Consider the following 18230-nt stretch of genomic DNA (forward strand, 5'->3'; position numbering starts at 1 on the left):
CGTTGTGAAGAAGGAAAGTAGTAGCTGAGTTCCAGACAATAGAGCGAGCTTGTGATGGTGGAAGACAAGCGTCTTGGGTTCAGTGAAGGCAGTCCTGAGCAAATTACTTTAAAGTGGCTTTCCATGTGGAAAAGCAAGTAGGGTGGAACCGCGGGAATCCCGTCCCTATGTCTGATTAGGACATAGGGGCGGGATTTTTATTTTTCTTGAAAGGCTGCGACTTCGATTAACAAGAGGAGGAAGAAAATGAATATACAAGACATGATTCTTACATTGCAAAACCATTGGTCCGAGCAGGGGTGTTTATTGATGCAAGCCTATGATACGGAAAAAGGTGCGGGTACGATGTCTCCAATGACTCTGCTGAGAAGCCTTGGTCCAGAACCGTGGAACGTTGCTTACGTAGAGCCTTCTAGAAGACCTGCAGACGGACGTTATGGACAAAATCCGAATCGTTTATATCAGCACCATCAGTTCCAGGTCATTATGAAACCATCTCCTGATAACATTCAGGAACTTTACCTGGATTCACTCCGTGCGCTAGGTATAGATCCGCTTCAGCACGATATTCGTTTTGTAGAAGACAACTGGGAGAATCCCACGCTTGGAGCAGCGGGTTTAGGATGGGAAGTTTGGCTGGATGGAATGGAAATTACTCAATTTACTTATTTCCAGCAGATTGGTGGACTAGAAGCACGCCCTGTCGCTGCTGAGATTACTTATGGGCTTGAACGACTGGCATCTTATATTCAAGATAAAGAAAATGTATTTGAATTAGAATGGACGAATGGAGTCACAGTAGGAGATATCTTTAGGCAGCCGGAATTTGAACATTCTACTTATACGTTTGAAGAATCAGATGAAGATATGCTTTTCACGTTATTTTCCACCTACGAAAAAGAGGCGGAGAGAATTATGGAAAAAGGATTAGTATTCCCAGCCTATGACTATGTACTGAAGTGTTCGCATACATTTAATCTTTTAGATGCCAAAGGAGTCATTAGCGTTACGGAACGTACCGGATACATTTCCCGAGTTCGAAACCTGGCAAGAAAAATTTCCAAAGCCTATGTCGAAGAGAGAGAAAGACTAGGGTTCCCGATGCTACCTAAGGAGGTTGAAGACCATGAGTAAAACGGTTTTATTTGAGCTTGGAGTAGAAGAACTCCCGGCTAGATTTATAGATGATGCCTTAGAACAATTAGAACTAAAGACAGAAACGTGGTTCCGCGAACAGAGAATCCCTTACGGAGAAGTGACAGGATTTGCTACTCCGAGAAGACTGGCTGTTCAGATTAGTGATGTAGCTGAAAAACAACCCGATATAGAAGAAGAAGCGAAAGGGCCTGCAAAAAAAATTGCTCTTGATGAAGATGGAGAATGGACGAAAGCTGCTGTCGGATTTTCAAAAGGACAAGGAAAAGATGTAGAAGATATATACTTCAAAGAAGTAAAGGGCACTGAATATGTACACGTAACGAAGTTTATTCAAGGAGAGGCAACAAAAGAATTACTTCAAGGTTTTCGCTCTGTGTTTCTAAGTATTACCTTTTCCAAGAATATGCGCTGGGGAAGCTATGATCTAAGGTACGCCCGGCCTATTCGGTGGATGGTCGCCCTGTTCGGTGAGGAAATTATTCCTTTTACTATTGAAAACGTAACGACTGACCGGATTACATACGGCCATCGTTTCCTAGGTGATAAAGCCTCTCTTCGTTCAGCTGAGATCTATGAAGAAGTTTTAAACGAAGAATATGTCATCAGTAATGTTATAAAGAGAAAAAATGCCATACGGGAGCAATTATTGAAGCTTGAAGAAGATAAAGGCTGGAAACTTATTATTGATGAGGATTTATTAATGGAAGTCACTCATCTGGTCGAATATCCAACGGTCTTTTTTGGAGCTTATAATGAAGAATTCCTGGACATACCAGAAGAAGCTTTAATTACATCAATGAAAGAACATCAGCGTTATTTCCCTGTTCGTTCTCAAGAAGGTTCTCTTCTCCCTTATTTTGTAGGAGTTCGAAATGGTGACGACAAACATTTAGATACGGTCTCCCGTGGAAATGAAAAAGTTTTAAAAGCGCGCTTAAAAGATGCTCAGTTCTTTTATGAAGAAGATCAAAAAGGTACGATTGATCAAAAACTGGAAAAGCTGTCAAGAATGGTATATCAAGTTGAGCTTGGGACCCTTGCGGATAAAGTAAAGCGTATTAGAGCAATAACAGGTAAAATCAGTGAGTGGCTTAACTTGAATGACTTAGAAAAGCAGCAAGCTGAACGAGCTGCTGAGATATGCAAATTTGATCTTGTTACCCAAATGGTTGATGAGTTTACGGAGCTCCAGGGAGTGATGGGAGAAAAGTATGCTCGTTTATTTGGAGAAGAGGAAGCTGTAGCGCGAGCTATTAATGAACATTATATGCCGAGGCAGGCTAACGGCGCGCTTCCTTCTTCAACGATCGGTTCGATTGTAAGTATAGCGGATAAACTTGACACGATTGTAGGAAGTATCTCAATTGGTATCATTCCAACCGGTTCTCAGGACCCTTATGGGTTAAGGAGACAGGCACTTGGGGTTTTACAGACCTTACAGAGTCAGCAATGGAATATTCCTGTAGAGAAATTAATAGACCTTGTGCATCAATTCTATCGTGAATTAAATCTTCCAACACGTACAGAAGAAGAAGTGCATCAGGATTTACATGAATTCTTTAAACTTAGAGCTGCTTATTTATTAAGAGAGAAAGGCATTGATCCTGATGTCGTTGAAGCAACGCTTACGAATGGCGTGCAAAATTTCGCAGCAACCATTGAAAAAGCTAGGCTGCTTGTAGATAAACGCCAGGATCCTACTTTTAAATATATACATGAAGCATTAGGAAGAGTGCTTAATCTCGCGAAAAAATCAGATACCATGGAAGCAAAGCCGAAGTATTTTGAAAATGATTCAGAAGTTCGTTTATATGAAGCCTTTAAACTGGTCCACCCAGAGTATCTGCAAGCCATGCAGGAAGACCGTCCCGCTCAGGCTTTAGAGAAGCTTTCTGAATTGGCTTCACCTATCCATGACTTCTTTGAAGGAACGATGGTTATGGCAGAAGATGAGAAGATTCGGAACAATCGATTAGGTTTATTAAGCCAAATTGCTGCCGACATTAAAGATTTTGCAGACTTAAATGCTATTGAATGGAAGCAGCAGTTCTAAGTCCCCTTCTTTTACCCGGTTATTTATATGGTCTATAATAATTAAATAGAATAATATGTCACAGTGAGCAGGGTGGTGAAAGATTGGAACTCTCTAACCGACAAGAACAAATCATTCAAATAGTAAAAGACAATGGGCCAATAACGGGCGAAAATATAGCAGACCATTTGAGCCTTACAAGGGCTACTCTGCGTCCTGACCTTGCCATTCTAACAATGGCAGGTTTTTTGGACGCGAGACCCCGTGTTGGATATTTCTTTACTGGGAAAACGGGTTCTGAATTGTTAACGGAAAAGTTGAAAAAGTTTAAAGTCAAAGAGTATCAATCTATACCAATCGTGGTAGAAGAAGACGTATCGGCTTATGATGCCATCTGCACTATGTTTTTGGAGGATGTTGGTACATTATTTGTAACGAATGAGCTTGGACATTTGGTAGGTGTGCTTTCCAGAAAAGATCTTTTACGAGCAAGTATTGGAAATCAGGACTTGTCCTCGATTCCTGTTCATATTATTATGACACGGATGCCGAATATCACCATTTGTAAACCAGAGGATTTGTTATTGGATGCCGCTCAAAAGCTTATAGAAAAGCAAATTGATGGTCTTCCAGTGGTTGAACCTGCTGAGAATGGATTAGAAGTAATTGGCAGGCTTACAAAAACCAACATAACAAAAGCCCTGGTTGAATTAGGATTAGATCAGCACCTATAAAGGAACAGACAGGAGGGAGAAAATGGGGAAACCATTGATTTACGTATTATCAGATTCTGTTGGGGAAACCGCAGAGCTTGTCGTGAAAGCAGCTCTTAGTCAGTTCGATGATGGTCCTTTTGACCTTCAGAGAATTCCGTATGTGGAGGATAAAGGTACAATTAATGAGGCCCTGGTTCAGGCGAAAGAACAGGGAGCCATGGTAGGATTTACATTTGTCATCCCAGAATTCCGGACATATTTACTTGAGGAAGCAAAAAAGTATGATATTGAATGTGTGGATATAATGGGACCTATGATGGAATCTATGGAAAGGCACTTCAATTTAGAACCTCGCCTTGAACCCGGACTTGTGCATAAATTGGATGAAGATTACTTCAAGAGAGTAGAAGCCATTGAGTTTGCCGTTCGTTACGATGATGGAAGAGACCCTCGTGGGATTGCTAAAGCAGATATTGTGTTGATCGGAGTCTCTAGAACCTCTAAAACTCCGCTTTCACAATACTTGGCTCACAAGCGATTGAAAGTAGCTAATGTTCCCATTGTTCCTGAGGTCGATCCACCAGCGGAATTGTATCGAGTGGACCCTGATAAATGTATAGGATTAAAGATCAGCGCAGAGAAATTAAATGATATCAGAAAAGAGCGCTTAAAATCCCTTGGGCTTGGAGCGCAAGCTAGTTATGCTAATATGAATAGAATTCATCAGGAAATTGAACATTTTGATCGTGTAGTAGATCGGATCGGCTGTCATGTTATTGATGTATCCAATAAAGCTGTTGAAGAGACGGCGAATGTGATTACGAATAAATTAAGGCAAGATTCCCAAGAATAGTATCAATACTTAAGGTCGCGCTATGATTAAGCGCGACTTTTGTTGGGAAGGATGAAAATAGGTAAAATAGTATATAGCGTATATCTGTAGAATGTATTATAATGTTTATTTGCGGTAAAAATGATCCTATACATGTAAACAGCAGGTAATTAGATTTTACTAAAAGAGTTAAGTGAGCACTTTTCAGAAAAATAAAACATTCTCAAATTAGAAGGATTCTATGTATTATTGTAGAAGTACAGTAACTATGTCAAATTCAAATCAAAATCTGAAAATATGGGTAGACGCAGACAGTTGTCCGGTTCAACAGGAAATTTATAATGTGTGCAGGAAACATGGAGTTACACCCATTTTTATAGCTACAGTTAATCATTATAGCCCTGAGAAGGCAGAAGAAGGGTGGATCTTTTTAGATCATGGGTCTCAAGCAGTAGATCTTTACATTCTCAACCACGTTGCTGCATCTGATTATGTAATAACTCAGGATCTGTCTTTAGCTGTACTATTGACAACAAGAGGGGTTTATGTTCTAACTCCTAGAGGTAAACTAATCAAAGATGCTGATGCAGATGAAATAATGAATAATAAGTACTTGAGGCAACAGTCCATGAAGAAAAATAAAAAGTGGAAAGGTCCTTCCGCTTTTAAAAAAGAAGATCGTGAGTATTTTCAGCATGTATTTGAAAATTTGTTAGCTGCTCAGGAAGGTATTCAATAGTCTATCTCGAATAATTGTTTAGTATGGTGATGCGTATGGCTGGGCATATTCCAGAGGAAAAAGTAGATGAAATCCGCCAATCCACAGACATCGTGGATATTATTGGTGACTATGTAGAATTAAAAAAACAGGGTAGGAACTATTTTGGTTTGTGTCCTTTTCATGGAGAAAGCACTCCTTCTTTTTCCGTTTCTGCTGATAAGCAAATTTTCCATTGCTTTGGATGTGGAAAGGGAGGGAATGTATATACCTTCCTTATGGAAATGGAAGGCTTCAACTTCATACAGGCTATTAAACAACTGGCTGGCCAGGCACAAATAGATTTGCCTGAGGAAGCTTCCCAAGAGGGTTCTTCACAAATTAGCACTGAATCTCAAAGTATATTAGAAGCTCATCAATGGCTTGCAAAGTTGTACCATCATATGCTTCTGAATTCGAAAGAAGGTCAGGATGCTTATCAGTATTTAATCGACCGGGGATTTAGTGAGGAAACGATTAAAAAATATCAAATTGGATATTCACCGAATTCCAAAGAATTTGTGGTCACCTTCCTTGAAAAAAAAGGTTTTCATCCACAAACGATGGTGAAGGCAGGGTTATTAAATGTAAATGATCAGGGAGAGTATGCCGATCGTTTTAGAAGTAGATTAATTTTTCCACTGCGCAACCACTTAGGTAAAACGGTGGCATTTGCCGGTCGTTCACTGGGGCATCAAGAACCTAAGTATTTGAATAGTCCGGAAACGGAACTCTTTCAGAAAAACAGGCTGCTTTACAACTTTGACCTGGCAAGAGCTGCAATTCGTAAACAGAAGTCCGTGATCTTATTTGAAGGATATGTTGATGTAATTTCTGCTGACCAGGCGGGCGTTCACAATGTAGTAGGCACGATGGGGACTTCTATCTCTAGCTCTCAGGCTAATCTTCTCAAACGTTATGTGGATCAGGTTATCATATGCTATGACGGAGATCAGCCAGGTGTAGAAGCTGCGTTGAAGGCTGGCCGACTGCTGAAAAACACTGGGTGTCAAACATTCGTAGCCAGAGTTCCGGATGGTTTAGACCCAGATGATTTTATTCAAAAGCATGGTGGAGAGCGTTTTAAGAGAGAAGTTTTGGATACGAGTGACACGTTCATAGCTTTTATCATGAGCTATCTGCGGAGAGATTATAATCTCCAGTTGGAAGGAGATCGAATCGCTTATATCGAAAAGGTACTACAGGAGGTCGCTCTCCTCGATCGGGCAGTAGAGAGGGAGCATTATTTAAATGAACTGGCTTCAGAGTTTCAGATGTCTGTGGACACTCTTAAGGAAGAAGTCCACCACATCAGAGGTAAAAACACATTTAAACAGGATAACAAAGAACAAAACCGATATACTAACCGTACAAGTCAGTATTCCATTCAGAATAAACTCCTGCCGGCTTTTCATAATGCGGAAAGAAAGTTAATCGCCTATATGCTAAGAGATCCTTTCATAGCTGAGAAAGTTCAAGAGGAACTAGGAGGAGCATTTAATATTTCAGACCATCAGGTTATAGTCACCTATCTGTATGCTTACTATGAAGATGGTAATCAGTCAGATGTGAGTCAGTTTGTGGAAAAACTTGATGATCCTGCTCTGAAGAATCTAGTAATTGAATTGGCTATGGCACCGGTTAGTGAAGAGGTGTCTGATCAGGAAATCCACGATTACATTTTTCGGATTAAAGCTGAGCATAGTGACCGTACGGATATAAAAACCTTAGAAGATGATTTAAAGCGGGCAGAGCAGCAAAATGAACCAATTAAAGCTGCTGAAATTGCTATGAAGATCATTGAGAAGAAAAAAGAATTAAAAAACACCTAGGTATAGTTGGTATAGATATGTTGGAAGGAGGGGGACTTATGGCGGATAATAAGCAACAACAGCCATCACGTTCTAAAGAAAAGGAAAGTAATAGTAATAATACGAATGAAATGACACTTGAACAAGCAAAAGATCAGGTGTTGGAAATAGGGAAAAAGCGAGGAGTACTTGCTTACGAGGAAGTAGCAGAAAAGTTATCAAGCTTTGAGTTAGACTCTGATCAAATGGACGAATTTTATGAGCATTTGAATGAACAGGGTGTAGAAGTAATTGGTGACTCTGAAACTGACCCTAGTATGAAACAATTAGATAAAGAAGAAGAGTTTGACCTTAACGACTTAAGCGTACCTCCGGGTGTCAAAATCAATGACCCCGTTCGAATGTATCTAAAAGAAATCGGACGTGTAAACCTCTTATCTGCTAAAGATGAAATCAGTCTAGCTCAGAGAATTGAAAATGGTGACGAAGAAGCTAAGAGAGATCTGGCTGAAGCTAACTTGCGTCTAGTTGTAAGTATCGCTAAAAGATATGTAGGCCGAGGCATGCTTTTTCTTGATTTAATTCAAGAAGGGAATATGGGTCTCATCAAAGCCGTAGAGAAGTTTGATTATCGTAAAGGTTATAAATTCAGTACGTATGCTACCTGGTGGATTAGACAGGCCATTACGCGCGCAATTGCAGACCAGGCTCGTACCATTCGTATTCCTGTACACATGGTGGAGACCATTAATAAACTCATTAGAGTACAGCGTCAGCTTTTACAAGACCTCGGACGCGAGCCTACTCCAGAGGAAATCGCTCAGGATATGGAACTCACACCGGACAAAGTACGAGAAATCCTTAAAATTGCTCAGGAACCTGTATCACTTGAAACGCCTATTGGGGAAGAAGATGACTCCCATCTTGGAGATTTTATTGAAGATCAGGAAGCCACATCCCCTTCCGACCATGCGGCCTATGAACTCTTGAAAGAGCAATTGGAAGACGTTCTAGATACACTTACTGATCGAGAAGAAAATGTATTACGTCTAAGATTCGGATTAGACGATGGACGGACGCGTACGCTTGAAGAAGTAGGGAAAGTGTTTGGGGTAACGCGAGAGAGAATCCGTCAAATTGAAGCAAAAGCGCTTCGCAAGTTGAGACATCCAAGCCGTAGTAAACGTCTGAAAGACTTTATGGAATAAAAAGATGTTATGACTCAGGTATCCATCGGCTGCACAGTGCTTAGATGATGCCTGAGTTTTTTAATTCTCTAACTGGCGGGGATACTGTGATATGAAAGAAAATCGTATAGAAACCATTGTTAATGAAATCCATTATTGGAAAGAACATCGACTACTTCCAGGCGAATATTGCGATTTTCTGTTAGCTCTTTACACGCAGGGGCAAAAAGACAGCAGCGACAGAGAGATAGAGTTCAATAACTCTAAAAGAAATGTACTCACGCTGATGTTTTCAACTTTAACCCTTATTTTGTTACCCCTTTCATTTCTTGTCATTTATTTTACTGAAATGAACATCATATTGCAAACAGGGCTTTTGTCGACTTTTGTTCTCACTGCTTTTCTAGCTCTACGGAATGTAATAGGTATATACCCTGTACTTTATCATTTTCCATTAATTACAGGTTTGCTTGTAAGCTTACTGCTTTTCTTAAACTTGGTTTCCAGGCTCTCAATCAACTCTCAATGGATATATGGAATGGCGAGCATTCATTGTATCCTATGGATGGGGATCGGTGTACGATGGAGAATTCATTATCTAATGATATCGAGTGTTATAGGGATCCTTTTCCTTTTTATAGCTGTTGTTTTGTAACTTTTCACAAGTTATCTCTTTAATAAGTGGAACTTTTCAAGTAAAATAAATATAGCCGAATGGATTTGCCCATACTAACTTAAGGAATACATAAGGAGGATGCAACTAATGAGAAGAAACCCTGTGATTCCATTTGCTATTATCGCTGTCTTAGGTATAGTAGCTATGATCATCGTTTCTGCTGCAGGGATTAACCAGCGTGAAGCGATTCAGAATGAAGAAGAAAACGGTGGAGAACAACAACAGGAAGAAACAGCGAATGCCAATCCGGAAGAAATGTTTCAGTCACAATGTGCCAGCTGTCACGGTGGAAACTTAGAAGGCGGGACAGGGCCAAATTTAACAGAAGTAGGCAGTCGTTATTCTGCTGAAGAAATTCAGGATATTATCGTGAATGGTAAAGGTTCTGCGATGCCAGCAGGTCTTTACACAGGTGAAAAGGCTGCAGCACTGGCGGAATGGCTAGCAGAAAAGAAATAGTTACTTATACTTGGAAAGCTTTCTGTGACAATCAGAAAGCTTTTCTTTATTATGAGAGGGAAGAGAGAATATGAATGTTAATCAGTTATCCAAACGGCTCACCCACGTAGCCGAAAATTTACCTAAGGGTGCTTTTTTTGCCGATATCGGCTCGGACCATGCTTATCTTCCGTGCTATGTTTGTTTGAATGATCCCTCCGCTCAGGCTATAGCAGGGGAAGTCAATCAAGGGCCTTACACTAGTGCGTTAAAAGAAGTGAAAGATCGTGGTTTGGAAGATCGGATAGATGTTCGTATGGGGGATGGCTTACAGGTTTTAAAGGAGAATGAAGTCCGCCAGATCGTTATCGCAGGAATGGGAGGCCCCCTAATAAGGGATATTTTAGAAAGAGGGAAGGAGAAGCTTTCCGAAACCGAGCGAATTATAGCTCAGCCTAATATAGATTCTCCTTCCGTAAGGCATTGGTTTTTTCAAAATGGTTATGACTTAGTTGATGAATTAATATTGGAAGAAAACGGTCACATATATGAAATTCTAGTAGGTGACAGAGGGGAGCCTGCTGCCTCTTATGATTCTTCACATTTGGAGAAACAATTGTGGTTTGGTCCTCATCTTCTGAAAAAAGCTGAAAGGGCATTTTACACAAAGTGTAAATCGGAACTTGAAAAAAAAGAGTATGTTCTGTCTCAAGTTAAGCAGGCTACTGTGGTAAATGAAGATAAAATTACCAAGTTACAAAAAGAGATTAGTTGGTTAAAGGAGGTACTTGAATAATGACGAATCGAACGATCTCAGCAAGTGAAATTATCCAGACGTTTGAAAAATGGTCTCCAAAGCACCTGGCTTTTGATTGGGATAATGTCGGGCTTCAGGTCGGGACACTGAATAAACCAGTAAAGAAAGTAATGGTAACTCTTGACGTACTTGAGAATGTTGTAGATGAGGCTATTGGGAAGCAAGTTGATTTGATTATTGCTCATCACCCTTTGTTATTTGTAAAGTTGCATCAAATTAATTTTGACACTCCTAAAGGAAGAGTCATTCAAAAACTTATCAAACATGACATTACAGTGTACGCTGCGCATACTAATCTTGATGTAGCAGCAGGCGGAGTAAACGATGTGATGGCAGAAGCCATTGGTCTTGAGGATACCTCTCCATTAGTGACAACTGGGCAAGATGAACTGGTTAAACTGACCGTTTTTGTACCTGAAGACCATGCGGAAGAAGTTAGAAATTCTATCAGCGAGGCAGGGGCTGGTCATATAGGACAGTACAGCCATTGTACGTATCAGTTATCGGGTCAAGGTACCTTTAAGCCTCAAGAAGGCTCAAATCCCTACATCGGACAGGTCGACGATCTTGAGATTGTGGAGGAGAAACGAATAGAAACCATTGTACCTAAATCAAAATTAAATGGTGTTCTGGCTGCAATGAAAAAAGCTCACCCTTATGAGGAAGTCGCTTATGATCTTTATCCTCTTTTAAATCAAGGAGAAGATTTAGGTGTGGGACGTATTGGCCACTTGAAGGAACCGATGGAGTTGAAGGAGTTGTGTGAAAAAGTAAAGGAAAAATACAATGTTCCTGCTGTACGGATGACGGGTGAAGGTTCAAAAATGATTAAGAAAGCTGCTCTTCTCGGGGGCAGTGGAGAAAAATATATCCATGCAGCAAAAGCGAACGGAGCAGATGTTTATATTACAGGTGATATGACTTTTCATGCAGCTCAAGATGCTATGGAAATGGGACTTTCATTGATCGATCCGGGCCACCATGTAGAAAAGGTAGTCTGTGCTGAGATTAAGAAATACTTAGAAGATAAATGGCAGCAGCGTCTATCCGTTATTCTTTCTGAATCCAATACTGAACCTTTTACTTTTGTGTAGAGAGGTCAGGGTGCGTTCAATGAATAGTTTAAGAAAACGCCCCGATGATAATCTTAAAATCAAGCTCCTGATTGATCAAGAATCAGTTTTGAGCCTTTGTTAGGAAGAAATGCTTAAGCTAAAGATATAAAAATGTGCGGACATTGTATGTCCGCACAGCTTGTTAGATCGTTTATTCTTTTACTTGGCTTTTCTTTTTAGTTTTCACACGCGGCAGAATCTTTTTCTGTTCCACTTTGGATTCGCGAATCCAAGTGTCCACGTCATTTAAGTCATATTGTTCAATGAATTTTATAACTTCTTTAGTTATTGGTGTGGGGGTGGAAGCACCTGCTGTAACGGCTACTTTCTGAACGCCTTCCAGCCAATCCAGGTCGATTTCGGTCACATCACTAATCCGATATGCCTGGGTCCCTGCTTTTTCCATGGATACTTGTGCTAAGCGGTTTGAATTATTACTTTTAGGATCTCCAACTACTAACGTAAGATCAGCTTCCTTGGCTTGTTCAGAAACAGCTTCCTGACGCACCTGTGTAGCCATACAAATTTCCTGATGTTTTTCCAGTTGAGGATACTTTTCTTTCGCTTTTTCCATCACATCATAAACATCCCATTGACTCATGGTTGTCTGGTTAGTAACCATTAATTTATCGTGATCGATGTTAAGATTGTCTACATCTTCTTCCGTTTGGACAAGATGGACTTTACCTGGAGCAACACCCATGGCCCCTTCAGGTTCAGGGTGTCCTTTTTTACCGACATAAATAATTTCGTAGCCTTCAGCTACCTTGTCCCGGATTAAATTGTGCGTGTTTGTCACGTCGGGACAAGTTGCATCAAGAGCAGTAAGGCCTTTTTCTTTAGCACGATCTTTAACTTCAGGTGATACTCCATGAGCTGTAAAAATAACTGTACCCTCGTTAATTCCATCGAGAAGATCCATGCGGTTATTACCATCAACAGTAATAATACCTTCGTCTTCAAAAGCTTGGGTAACATGGGAGTTGTGTACAATCATTCCTAAGATATATATAGGGCGGGGCAGATTCGGGTCTTTTGCTGCATTCTGTGCAATGACCATGGCATCCACCACACCGTAACAATAACCGCGAGGGGCGATTTTAATGACTTCCATTATTTAAAGTCCTCCTCTTTATACAATCCAATTGAATACTTTTACTTTACCATCCTTTATTATAAAGGCTAAGTGGAAAGAAGACAAAGAATCTTGTCGCAGGTTGTCCTGTTATCGTGCATTTCTTCCCTGGCTCTATTATAATGGGATGAGAACATTTTACACTAAAGGAGTACAAAACATAATGAGTACACATAAATTTGAAGAATTTGCTATTACCCCTGTAATCAGCCAGATTATTGGGGAACTTGGTTTTCATGAACCTACACCCATACAGCGCGAAGTCATGCCTGCTGCTTTACGAGGTGAGAGCCTGATTGGACAATCACATACTGGCTCTGGAAAAACGCACGCTTATCTATTATCATTACTCAACAAAATTGATGAGAATTCTTCCAATGTTCAATTTGTTATTACAGCTCCCACAAGGGAACTGGCTATTCAAATCCATGAAGAAGTAAAGAAAGCTATTCAATTCGGTGGAAAAGAAAAGATTTGGCGCTCTAAGCTGCTAATTGGAGGTACGGACAAGCAAAAGATGGTGGATAAACTATCTTCTCTCCCTCCTCATATTATTGTGGGAACGCCGGGAAGAATTTTGGATATGGTGAAAGAAGAAGCTGTAGACTTGCATCAAGCCAAAGGGTTTGTGCTGGATGAGGCTGATTTGATGCTTGATTTGGGTTTTATTGAAGATGTGGATCAGATTTTGACTCGTATGGATCCTGCTGTTCAAATGTTAGTCTTCTCGGCTACAATCCCTGAGCGCTTGCAGCCGTTCCTCAAAAAATATCTAACTAACCCCTCCCTTATTCAGATCGAAGATGAAAAACCATCACCTGAGTCTATGGAGCACCGATTAGTTCCTTTACGTCACAAGAATCCGGCCGATATCATTATGGATATATCCGAAGCTATTCAGCCTTATCTTGCTATTATCTTTACAAATGGCAAAGGCCATGCCGATGAATTAGCGGATGCTTTGCTCAGCCGCGGCCTGGAAGTGGGTATTCTTCATGGAGGCTTATCACCAAGAGAGCGGAAAAGGATGCTCAAGGAACTTCAAAATTTACGATACCAGTATATCGTAGCGACTGACTTAGCTTCTCGTGGAATCGATATTCAGGGAGTCAGTCATGTCATCAATGCTCAGATGCCTAAAGAAGAAGAATTTTATATCCATCGAGTAGGAAGAACGGCTCGTGCCGGCCTGCAGGGAACTGCCATTAATCTATACAAGGAAGGAGATCTTCCCTTAATCCAAAAGCTTGAAAGCAGAGGCCTCACTTTTAATTTCTATGAAGTGAAGAATGGAGAATGGAAAGAAGTTAATTCCTATAATGAACGCCAGACAAGAGAGAGAAAAGAAACAGATCTTGAAAAGAAAGCAAGACAAATGGTTCGTAAACCGAAAAAAGTGAAACCAGGCTACAAGAAGAAAATGAAGAAAAAGGCTGATAAAAATTTGAAAGGCCTTAAAAGAAATCAATATCGCAAAAAATAGGCATTAGGAAAGGAGTTTTAATTTGAAACTGGGGTCGCATGTTTCAATGAAAGGGAAAAAGATGCTTCTTGGAGCAAGTGAAGAGGCTGCATCTTATGGTTCTGGTACATTTATGATTTATACGGGAGCGCCTCAAAACACAAGGAGACGTCCTATAGAAGAATTAAATATTGAAGCTGGACAGGAGCATATGAAATCACATAATATCTCAGATATTGTTGTTCATGCTCCGTATATCATTAATATCGGCAATACAACTAAGCCTGAAACTTTCCAATTAGGTGTAGACTTCCTTCGAAATGAAATCGAACGTACAGAGGCTATAGGAGCAAAGCAAATTGTACTGCATCCCGGCTCTCACGTAGGACAGGGGCTGGAGAAAGGGATTCCTAAGATTATTGAGGGTTTGAATGAGGTGCTTCATAAAAATCAGGATGCCCAAATAGCGCTCGAGACAATGGCTGGCAAAGGATCTGAAATCGGTCGGAATTTTGAAGAGATAGCCAAGATTATAGATGGTGTCACATTGAATGAGAAATTATCCGTATGTATGGATACTTGTCACATTCATGATGCTGGTTATAACGTCGTTGAAGATTTCGATGGAGTACTGAATGAGTTCGATAAAGTTGTAGGTCTGGACCGGTTAAAAGTCGTACATGTGAATGACAGTAAAAATGTAAAGGGTGCTCAAAAAGACCGCCACGAGAACATTGGTTTTGGACATATTGGTTTTAAAGCCTTACACCAGGTAGTCCATCATCCTTCCTTAAAGGATTTGCCTAAGATCCTTGAAACACCTTATGTAGGGGAAGATAAGAAAAATAAAAAACCTCCCTATGGATTTGAAATTGAAATGTTTAAAGAAGGAAATTTTGATGAAGAATTAAAAGATAAAATAATGAAGCAATAAAAAAGGTGCGTGTGCACCTTTTTTATTTTAGGTATCATTTTTGCGGCCAAGTATTTTGCAGCGGCCTTCAAATGACTACTCTTAAACCAAGAAATAATCATGGGGGCAATTAGAGTCACAGGAGTTAATTCAATGAGCAGGTGTTACCTTGTCATTACTTTAACCAATGAGCCACACCATGCTCTTTAGCCAGTTCCATTAATAGGCGATTCACAGAGCGAGCTGTGTCTTTGGAAGTAATGGCAGCAAGTTTAGTTAACATTCGTTTGCGTCCATTGGGCTCAAAAGGGTTTTCCTTATTTTTTCTAAGAGCTTTAACGATTAATTCAGCTTCAGACTTTGATATAGGGATTTTGTATTGTTTACTGTAAGCCATTAAGTCATGAACCGTCAGCTGTTTTAACTTTTGCATAACAAATTGTTGAGCTACTTGTTTCATTATTTATACTCCCTTTCGCAGCAATGGTTTACTACACCATATGAATTAAAAGGGAAGAATGTGTTAAGTAAGGATATTGGATATGTCAGAAAATCCCTCGTTAACAAAAGCGATTATGGAACATACTAAACGTGATTCTCCAAACAGAAAGTGAGGGTACTCGTATGTATGATCCGAAAAATCCTGTTGAGAATCAGGAAACAGAGAAAGCTCCAGAGCATGGTGATGAAATGGAGCAAGTGCATGAGAATGACGAGCAACCAGTTAATGATCATGGACGCGGTCCTTATCAGCCAGTATATGGGGAAAGTTATGAAGAAGAATATGCCCAGGAAGCGGCAGTAACGCCTATAGATGAACCTTTTCAAACTGAAGAAAAAGAGACGACCATGGAAAGTGATGTAAAAGTAGGTATGGGTTGGCTGGGGCTGAGTGCCGCCATTCTCTCCTTTTTCTTTGCTCCCCTTATATTAGGTGCCGCTGGCATTGTATTAGGGATTATAGGAAAACGGCGTGGAGCTGATACGCTAGGGAACATGGCGATTATTATTAGTATTGTATCCATTGCGTTTTCCATATTCTTTGCTCCGATCTATAATCTGATCTAATTTCAGATAAAAAAAGGTGGACCGCAGTGGTCCACCTTTTTTTATGCTTTTTGCTCTAATTTTTCTTTTTCGATACGCTGTTTCTCATAATGCTCTTCGGCGAGTTTATCGACTTCTTTTTTGAGTTCTTCCACCATAATATCTTCAGGAACCTTCCTGATAATCTCTCCATGGCGGAACAGAAGCCCTTCTCCTCGTGCACCCGCGATACCTATATCTGCTTCACGTGCTTCACCAGGGCCATTCACGGCACAGCCTAATACGGCAACTTTAATAGGGGCTTGGATAGTTTGAATATATTCTTCAACCTCGTTTGCAATAGAGATTAGATCGATTTCGATACGTCCGCAAGTTGGACAGGATATTAAGGTAGCGGCATTCGCAGCAAGCCCGAATGATTTAAGCAGTTCTTTAGCAGCTTTCACCTCTTCGACCGGGTCAGCACTAAGGCTTATGCGTAGCGTGCTTCCAATTCCTTTGCTCAAAATAGCGCCTAGACCTGCCGCACTCTTTATTGTACCTGCATATAGAGTGCCTGATTCAGTTATACCTAAGTGAATCGGGTACGAAAATGCTTGCGCAGCTTTTTCATAAGCTTCAATGGCTAAGTGTACATCTGAAGCTTTCAATGAAACGACGATGTCATGAAAATCAAGATCCTCTAGAATTTTAATGTGGTGCAGGGCACTTTCAACCATACCGTCTGCAGTTGGGTATCCATACTTTTCAAGGATGTGTCTTTCTAAGGAACCAGCATTAACTCCAATGCGAATAGGGATTCCTTTCTCTTTAGCAGCATTTACCACCGCTTCAACTTTTTCCCTTTTACCAATGTTTCCAGGGTTGATACGGATCTTATCTGCACCGCCCTCGATTGCTTTCAGGGCTTTTCTATAATCAAAGTGAATATCGACAACCAGCGGTATGTTGATACGCTTTTTAATTTCAGGTATAGCGTCTGCTGCACGGTCATCAGGACATGCAACACGTACGACTTGGCAGCCCGCTTCTTCTAAACGTTTAATTTCGGCTACAGTAGCTTCAACATCGTGCGTTTTGGTAGTAGTCATGGATTGAATAACGACTTCATCAGCTCCGCCGATGGTCACGTCACCTACTTTTACAGGGCGTGTATCTTTTCTGTGGGTAATTGCCATTTTCAAATCGCTCCTTTATATACTTACAAAAAAGGTGTGCTTCTTAACATTCCAACCTTTATTATAAGGGCTTTTAACTTAAATGAGAAGTCAAGTCACTTAAATATAGCCACTCCACATGTAAAACTATTGTAAATGCTTCTATTTTACATATCCAAGTTTAACAAATTATATTATGGAGGAAGCAAATAGTAAACTCAAGTAATATTTAATGAAACGAAAGTAGAGCCTTAATCGTACATATAGTATTCAGAAGATATACGGGAGGATGTGTTCATCGTGCTTGCATTTGATTGGATTGCTTTGTTTATTACGTTTTTAGGCACCATGTTTTTAATCGGTGAACTGCTGGTTAACATGAAAGGGATCTTTGCAATTATTGGTTTTGGGTTTATTACCGTTTATTTTTCAAGTTACTTAGCAACAGATATGTTTATCGTTATGATGCTTGTCTATTTTCTTGGCATCATTCTTATGGTTATTGACGGGAAACTCATAAATGATGGCACACTTGCTACGATCGGAGCGGCCATTATGGTTATAGCCGTAGGATTTAGTGCACCTAATTGGGTAGCTGGCCTTTACAGTGTTATTGGAGTCATTCTCGGCGGTGCCGCGTCCCTGCTATTCCTGAAAGTATTTAAACATAGGAAGATGTGGACAAAAATCACCCTCAGGGACCAATTGTCATCAGAAATGGGGTATAATTCCATGAAAGAAAGTTATCAGTTCCTTATTGATAAAAGGGGAAAGGCTCTAACTGACATGAGGCCGGTAGGGACAATAAAGATCGAAGAAGAAGACTACAGTGCTGTTTCAAATGGACAGTGGATTTCAAAAGATGATGACATCAAAGTGGTTTCTGTAGATGGAACTAGAATATTAGTGAAAAAGATCTGATTAGCTGAAAATAAATCAAACCATAAGTGCTCGTTAAAACTCTCTCCCCCCTTTGA

The 18230-nt window shown here is 40.3% G+C and carries 18 protein-coding genes; 15 read left to right on the forward strand and 3 right to left on the reverse strand.

Annotation, left to right across the window (positions count from 1 at the left end; translation table 11 throughout):
- Window positions 1-246 precede the first annotated feature (246 nt).
- From glyQ to ACTWP7_RS03710, 11 genes are all read left to right on the forward strand, one after another.
- Entirely contained in the window at window positions 247-1134 is an 888-nt protein-coding gene (gene glyQ / locus ACTWP7_RS03660) for a glycine--tRNA ligase subunit alpha (protein WP_443122055.1), read from the forward strand.
- A complete protein-coding gene (glyS, locus tag ACTWP7_RS03665; protein WP_443122056.1) occupies window positions 1127-3211 on the forward strand; it encodes a glycine--tRNA ligase subunit beta in 2085 nt (694 codons plus the stop codon). Before glyQ ends, glyS begins: the two co-directional genes overlap by 8 nt.
- Before the next feature lie 83 nt (window positions 3212-3294).
- Window positions 3295-3924 (forward strand): helix-turn-helix transcriptional regulator, encoded by a 630-nt coding sequence (locus ACTWP7_RS03670; protein WP_014643786.1) that lies wholly within the window; start codon window positions 3295-3297, stop codon window positions 3922-3924.
- 22 nt (window positions 3925-3946) lie between these two features.
- Window positions 3947-4759, forward strand: a complete 813-nt coding sequence (locus ACTWP7_RS03675) for a pyruvate, water dikinase regulatory protein (protein ID WP_443122057.1) — start codon at window positions 3947-3949, stop codon at window positions 4757-4759.
- 247 nt (window positions 4760-5006) lie between these two features.
- On the forward strand, window positions 5007-5477 hold the full coding sequence (locus ACTWP7_RS03680) for a YaiI/YqxD family protein (RefSeq protein WP_443122058.1): 471 nt from the start codon (window positions 5007-5009) through the stop codon (window positions 5475-5477).
- A 35-nt stretch (window positions 5478-5512) separates the two neighbouring features.
- Window positions 5513-7327, forward strand: a complete 1815-nt coding sequence (gene dnaG, locus ACTWP7_RS03685; RefSeq protein ID WP_443122141.1) for a DNA primase — start codon at window positions 5513-5515, stop codon at window positions 7325-7327.
- A 38-nt stretch (window positions 7328-7365) separates the two neighbouring features.
- On the forward strand, window positions 7366-8514 hold the full coding sequence (gene rpoD, locus ACTWP7_RS03690) for an RNA polymerase sigma factor RpoD (protein WP_224892806.1): 1149 nt from the start codon (window positions 7366-7368) through the stop codon (window positions 8512-8514).
- Between the two features lie 91 nt (window positions 8515-8605).
- Complete coding sequence (locus ACTWP7_RS03695) at window positions 8606-9148, forward strand: hypothetical protein (RefSeq protein ID WP_443122059.1); 543 nt, start codon at window positions 8606-8608, stop codon at window positions 9146-9148.
- A 108-nt stretch (window positions 9149-9256) separates the two neighbouring features.
- Window positions 9257-9628: a cytochrome c550 gene (gene cccA, locus ACTWP7_RS03700; RefSeq protein ID WP_443122060.1), complete on the forward strand. Its 372-nt coding sequence runs from the start codon at window positions 9257-9259 to the stop codon at window positions 9626-9628.
- Between the two features lie 70 nt (window positions 9629-9698).
- Window positions 9699-10403 (forward strand): tRNA (adenine(22)-N(1))-methyltransferase, encoded by a 705-nt coding sequence (locus ACTWP7_RS03705; protein ID WP_443122061.1) that lies wholly within the window; start codon window positions 9699-9701, stop codon window positions 10401-10403.
- Window positions 10403-11518: a Nif3-like dinuclear metal center hexameric protein gene (locus ACTWP7_RS03710; protein WP_443122062.1), complete on the forward strand. Its 1116-nt coding sequence runs from the start codon at window positions 10403-10405 to the stop codon at window positions 11516-11518. The genes ACTWP7_RS03705 and ACTWP7_RS03710 overlap by 1 nt, the downstream gene beginning before the upstream one ends.
- 172 nt (window positions 11519-11690) lie before the next feature.
- On the opposite strand, the gene ACTWP7_RS03715 is transcribed toward ACTWP7_RS03710, so the two are convergent.
- Complete coding sequence (locus tag ACTWP7_RS03715; protein WP_443122063.1) at window positions 11691-12653, reverse strand: 4-hydroxy-3-methylbut-2-enyl diphosphate reductase; 963 nt, start codon at window positions 12651-12653, stop codon at window positions 11691-11693.
- A 184-nt stretch (window positions 12654-12837) separates the two neighbouring features.
- On the opposite strand from ACTWP7_RS03715, the gene ACTWP7_RS03720 reads away from it, so the two are divergent.
- The gene (locus ACTWP7_RS03720; RefSeq protein ID WP_443122064.1) at window positions 12838-14157 is read left to right on the forward strand and encodes a DEAD/DEAH box helicase; all 1320 of its coding nucleotides are present in this window, start codon (window positions 12838-12840) and stop codon (window positions 14155-14157) included.
- A 22-nt stretch (window positions 14158-14179) separates the two neighbouring features.
- Window positions 14180-15070 carry a deoxyribonuclease IV gene (locus ACTWP7_RS03725; RefSeq protein WP_443122065.1) on the forward strand — a complete coding sequence of 297 codons (891 nt, stop codon included), beginning with the start codon at window positions 14180-14182 and terminating at the stop codon, window positions 15068-15070.
- 154 nt (window positions 15071-15224) lie between these two features.
- Here the strand turns inward: ACTWP7_RS03725 and ACTWP7_RS03730 are convergent, their stop codons facing one another.
- A complete protein-coding gene (locus ACTWP7_RS03730) occupies window positions 15225-15509 on the reverse strand; it encodes a DUF2624 domain-containing protein (protein ID WP_443122066.1) in 285 nt (94 codons plus the stop codon).
- A gap of 164 nt (window positions 15510-15673) precedes the next feature.
- Here ACTWP7_RS03730 and ACTWP7_RS03735 point away from each other — a divergent pair, with 164 nt between their 5' ends.
- Window positions 15674-16117, forward strand: a complete 444-nt coding sequence (locus ACTWP7_RS03735) for a hypothetical protein (RefSeq protein ID WP_443122067.1) — start codon at window positions 15674-15676, stop codon at window positions 16115-16117.
- Between the two features lie 41 nt (window positions 16118-16158).
- On the opposite strand, the gene ispG is transcribed toward ACTWP7_RS03735, so the two are convergent.
- Window positions 16159-17268 carry a flavodoxin-dependent (E)-4-hydroxy-3-methylbut-2-enyl-diphosphate synthase gene (gene ispG, locus ACTWP7_RS03740; protein WP_224893082.1) on the reverse strand — a complete coding sequence of 370 codons (1110 nt, stop codon included), beginning with the start codon at window positions 17266-17268 and terminating at the stop codon, window positions 16159-16161.
- A gap of 285 nt (window positions 17269-17553) precedes the next feature.
- On the opposite strand from ispG, the gene ACTWP7_RS03745 reads away from it, so the two are divergent.
- A complete protein-coding gene (locus tag ACTWP7_RS03745; RefSeq protein WP_014643772.1) occupies window positions 17554-18174 on the forward strand; it encodes an NfeD family protein in 621 nt (206 codons plus the stop codon).
- Window positions 18175-18230: the final 56 nt, after the last annotated feature.

It is taken from the genome of Halobacillus sp. B29 (assembly GCF_052246755.1).
GTDB classification, from domain to species: Bacteria; Bacillota; Bacilli; order Bacillales; family Halobacillaceae; genus Halobacillus; species Halobacillus halophilus.

What these genes read in the sequence shown, in the direction of transcription:
- glyQ (WP_443122055.1), top strand. Translation starts at nt 247, where the DNA reads ATGAATATACAAGACATGATTCTTACATTGCAAAACCATTGGTCCGAG.
- glyS (WP_443122056.1), top strand. Translation starts at nt 1,127, where the DNA reads ATGAGTAAAACGGTTTTATTTGAGCTTGGAGTAGAAGAACTCCCGGCT.
- ACTWP7_RS03675 (WP_443122057.1), top strand. Translation starts at nt 3,947, where the DNA reads ATGGGGAAACCATTGATTTACGTATTATCAGATTCTGTTGGGGAAACC.
- ACTWP7_RS03680 (WP_443122058.1), top strand. Translation starts at nt 5,007, where the DNA reads ATGTCAAATTCAAATCAAAATCTGAAAATATGGGTAGACGCAGACAGT.
- dnaG (WP_443122141.1), top strand. Translation starts at nt 5,513, where the DNA reads ATGGCTGGGCATATTCCAGAGGAAAAAGTAGATGAAATCCGCCAATCC.
- rpoD (WP_224892806.1), top strand. Translation starts at nt 7,366, where the DNA reads ATGGCGGATAATAAGCAACAACAGCCATCACGTTCTAAAGAAAAGGAA.
- ACTWP7_RS03695 (WP_443122059.1), top strand. Translation starts at nt 8,606, where the DNA reads ATGAAAGAAAATCGTATAGAAACCATTGTTAATGAAATCCATTATTGG.
- cccA (WP_443122060.1), top strand. Translation starts at nt 9,257, where the DNA reads ATGAGAAGAAACCCTGTGATTCCATTTGCTATTATCGCTGTCTTAGGT.
- ACTWP7_RS03705 (WP_443122061.1), top strand. Translation starts at nt 9,699, where the DNA reads ATGAATGTTAATCAGTTATCCAAACGGCTCACCCACGTAGCCGAAAAT.
- ACTWP7_RS03710 (WP_443122062.1), top strand. Translation starts at nt 10,403, where the DNA reads ATGACGAATCGAACGATCTCAGCAAGTGAAATTATCCAGACGTTTGAA.
- ACTWP7_RS03715 (WP_443122063.1), bottom strand. Translation starts at nt 12,653, where the DNA reads ATGGAAGTCATTAAAATCGCCCCTCGCGGTTATTGTTACGGTGTGGTG.
- ACTWP7_RS03720 (WP_443122064.1), top strand. Translation starts at nt 12,838, where the DNA reads ATGAGTACACATAAATTTGAAGAATTTGCTATTACCCCTGTAATCAGC.
- ACTWP7_RS03730 (WP_443122066.1), bottom strand. Translation starts at nt 15,509, where the DNA reads ATGAAACAAGTAGCTCAACAATTTGTTATGCAAAAGTTAAAACAGCTG.
- ACTWP7_RS03735 (WP_443122067.1), top strand. Translation starts at nt 15,674, where the DNA reads ATGTATGATCCGAAAAATCCTGTTGAGAATCAGGAAACAGAGAAAGCT.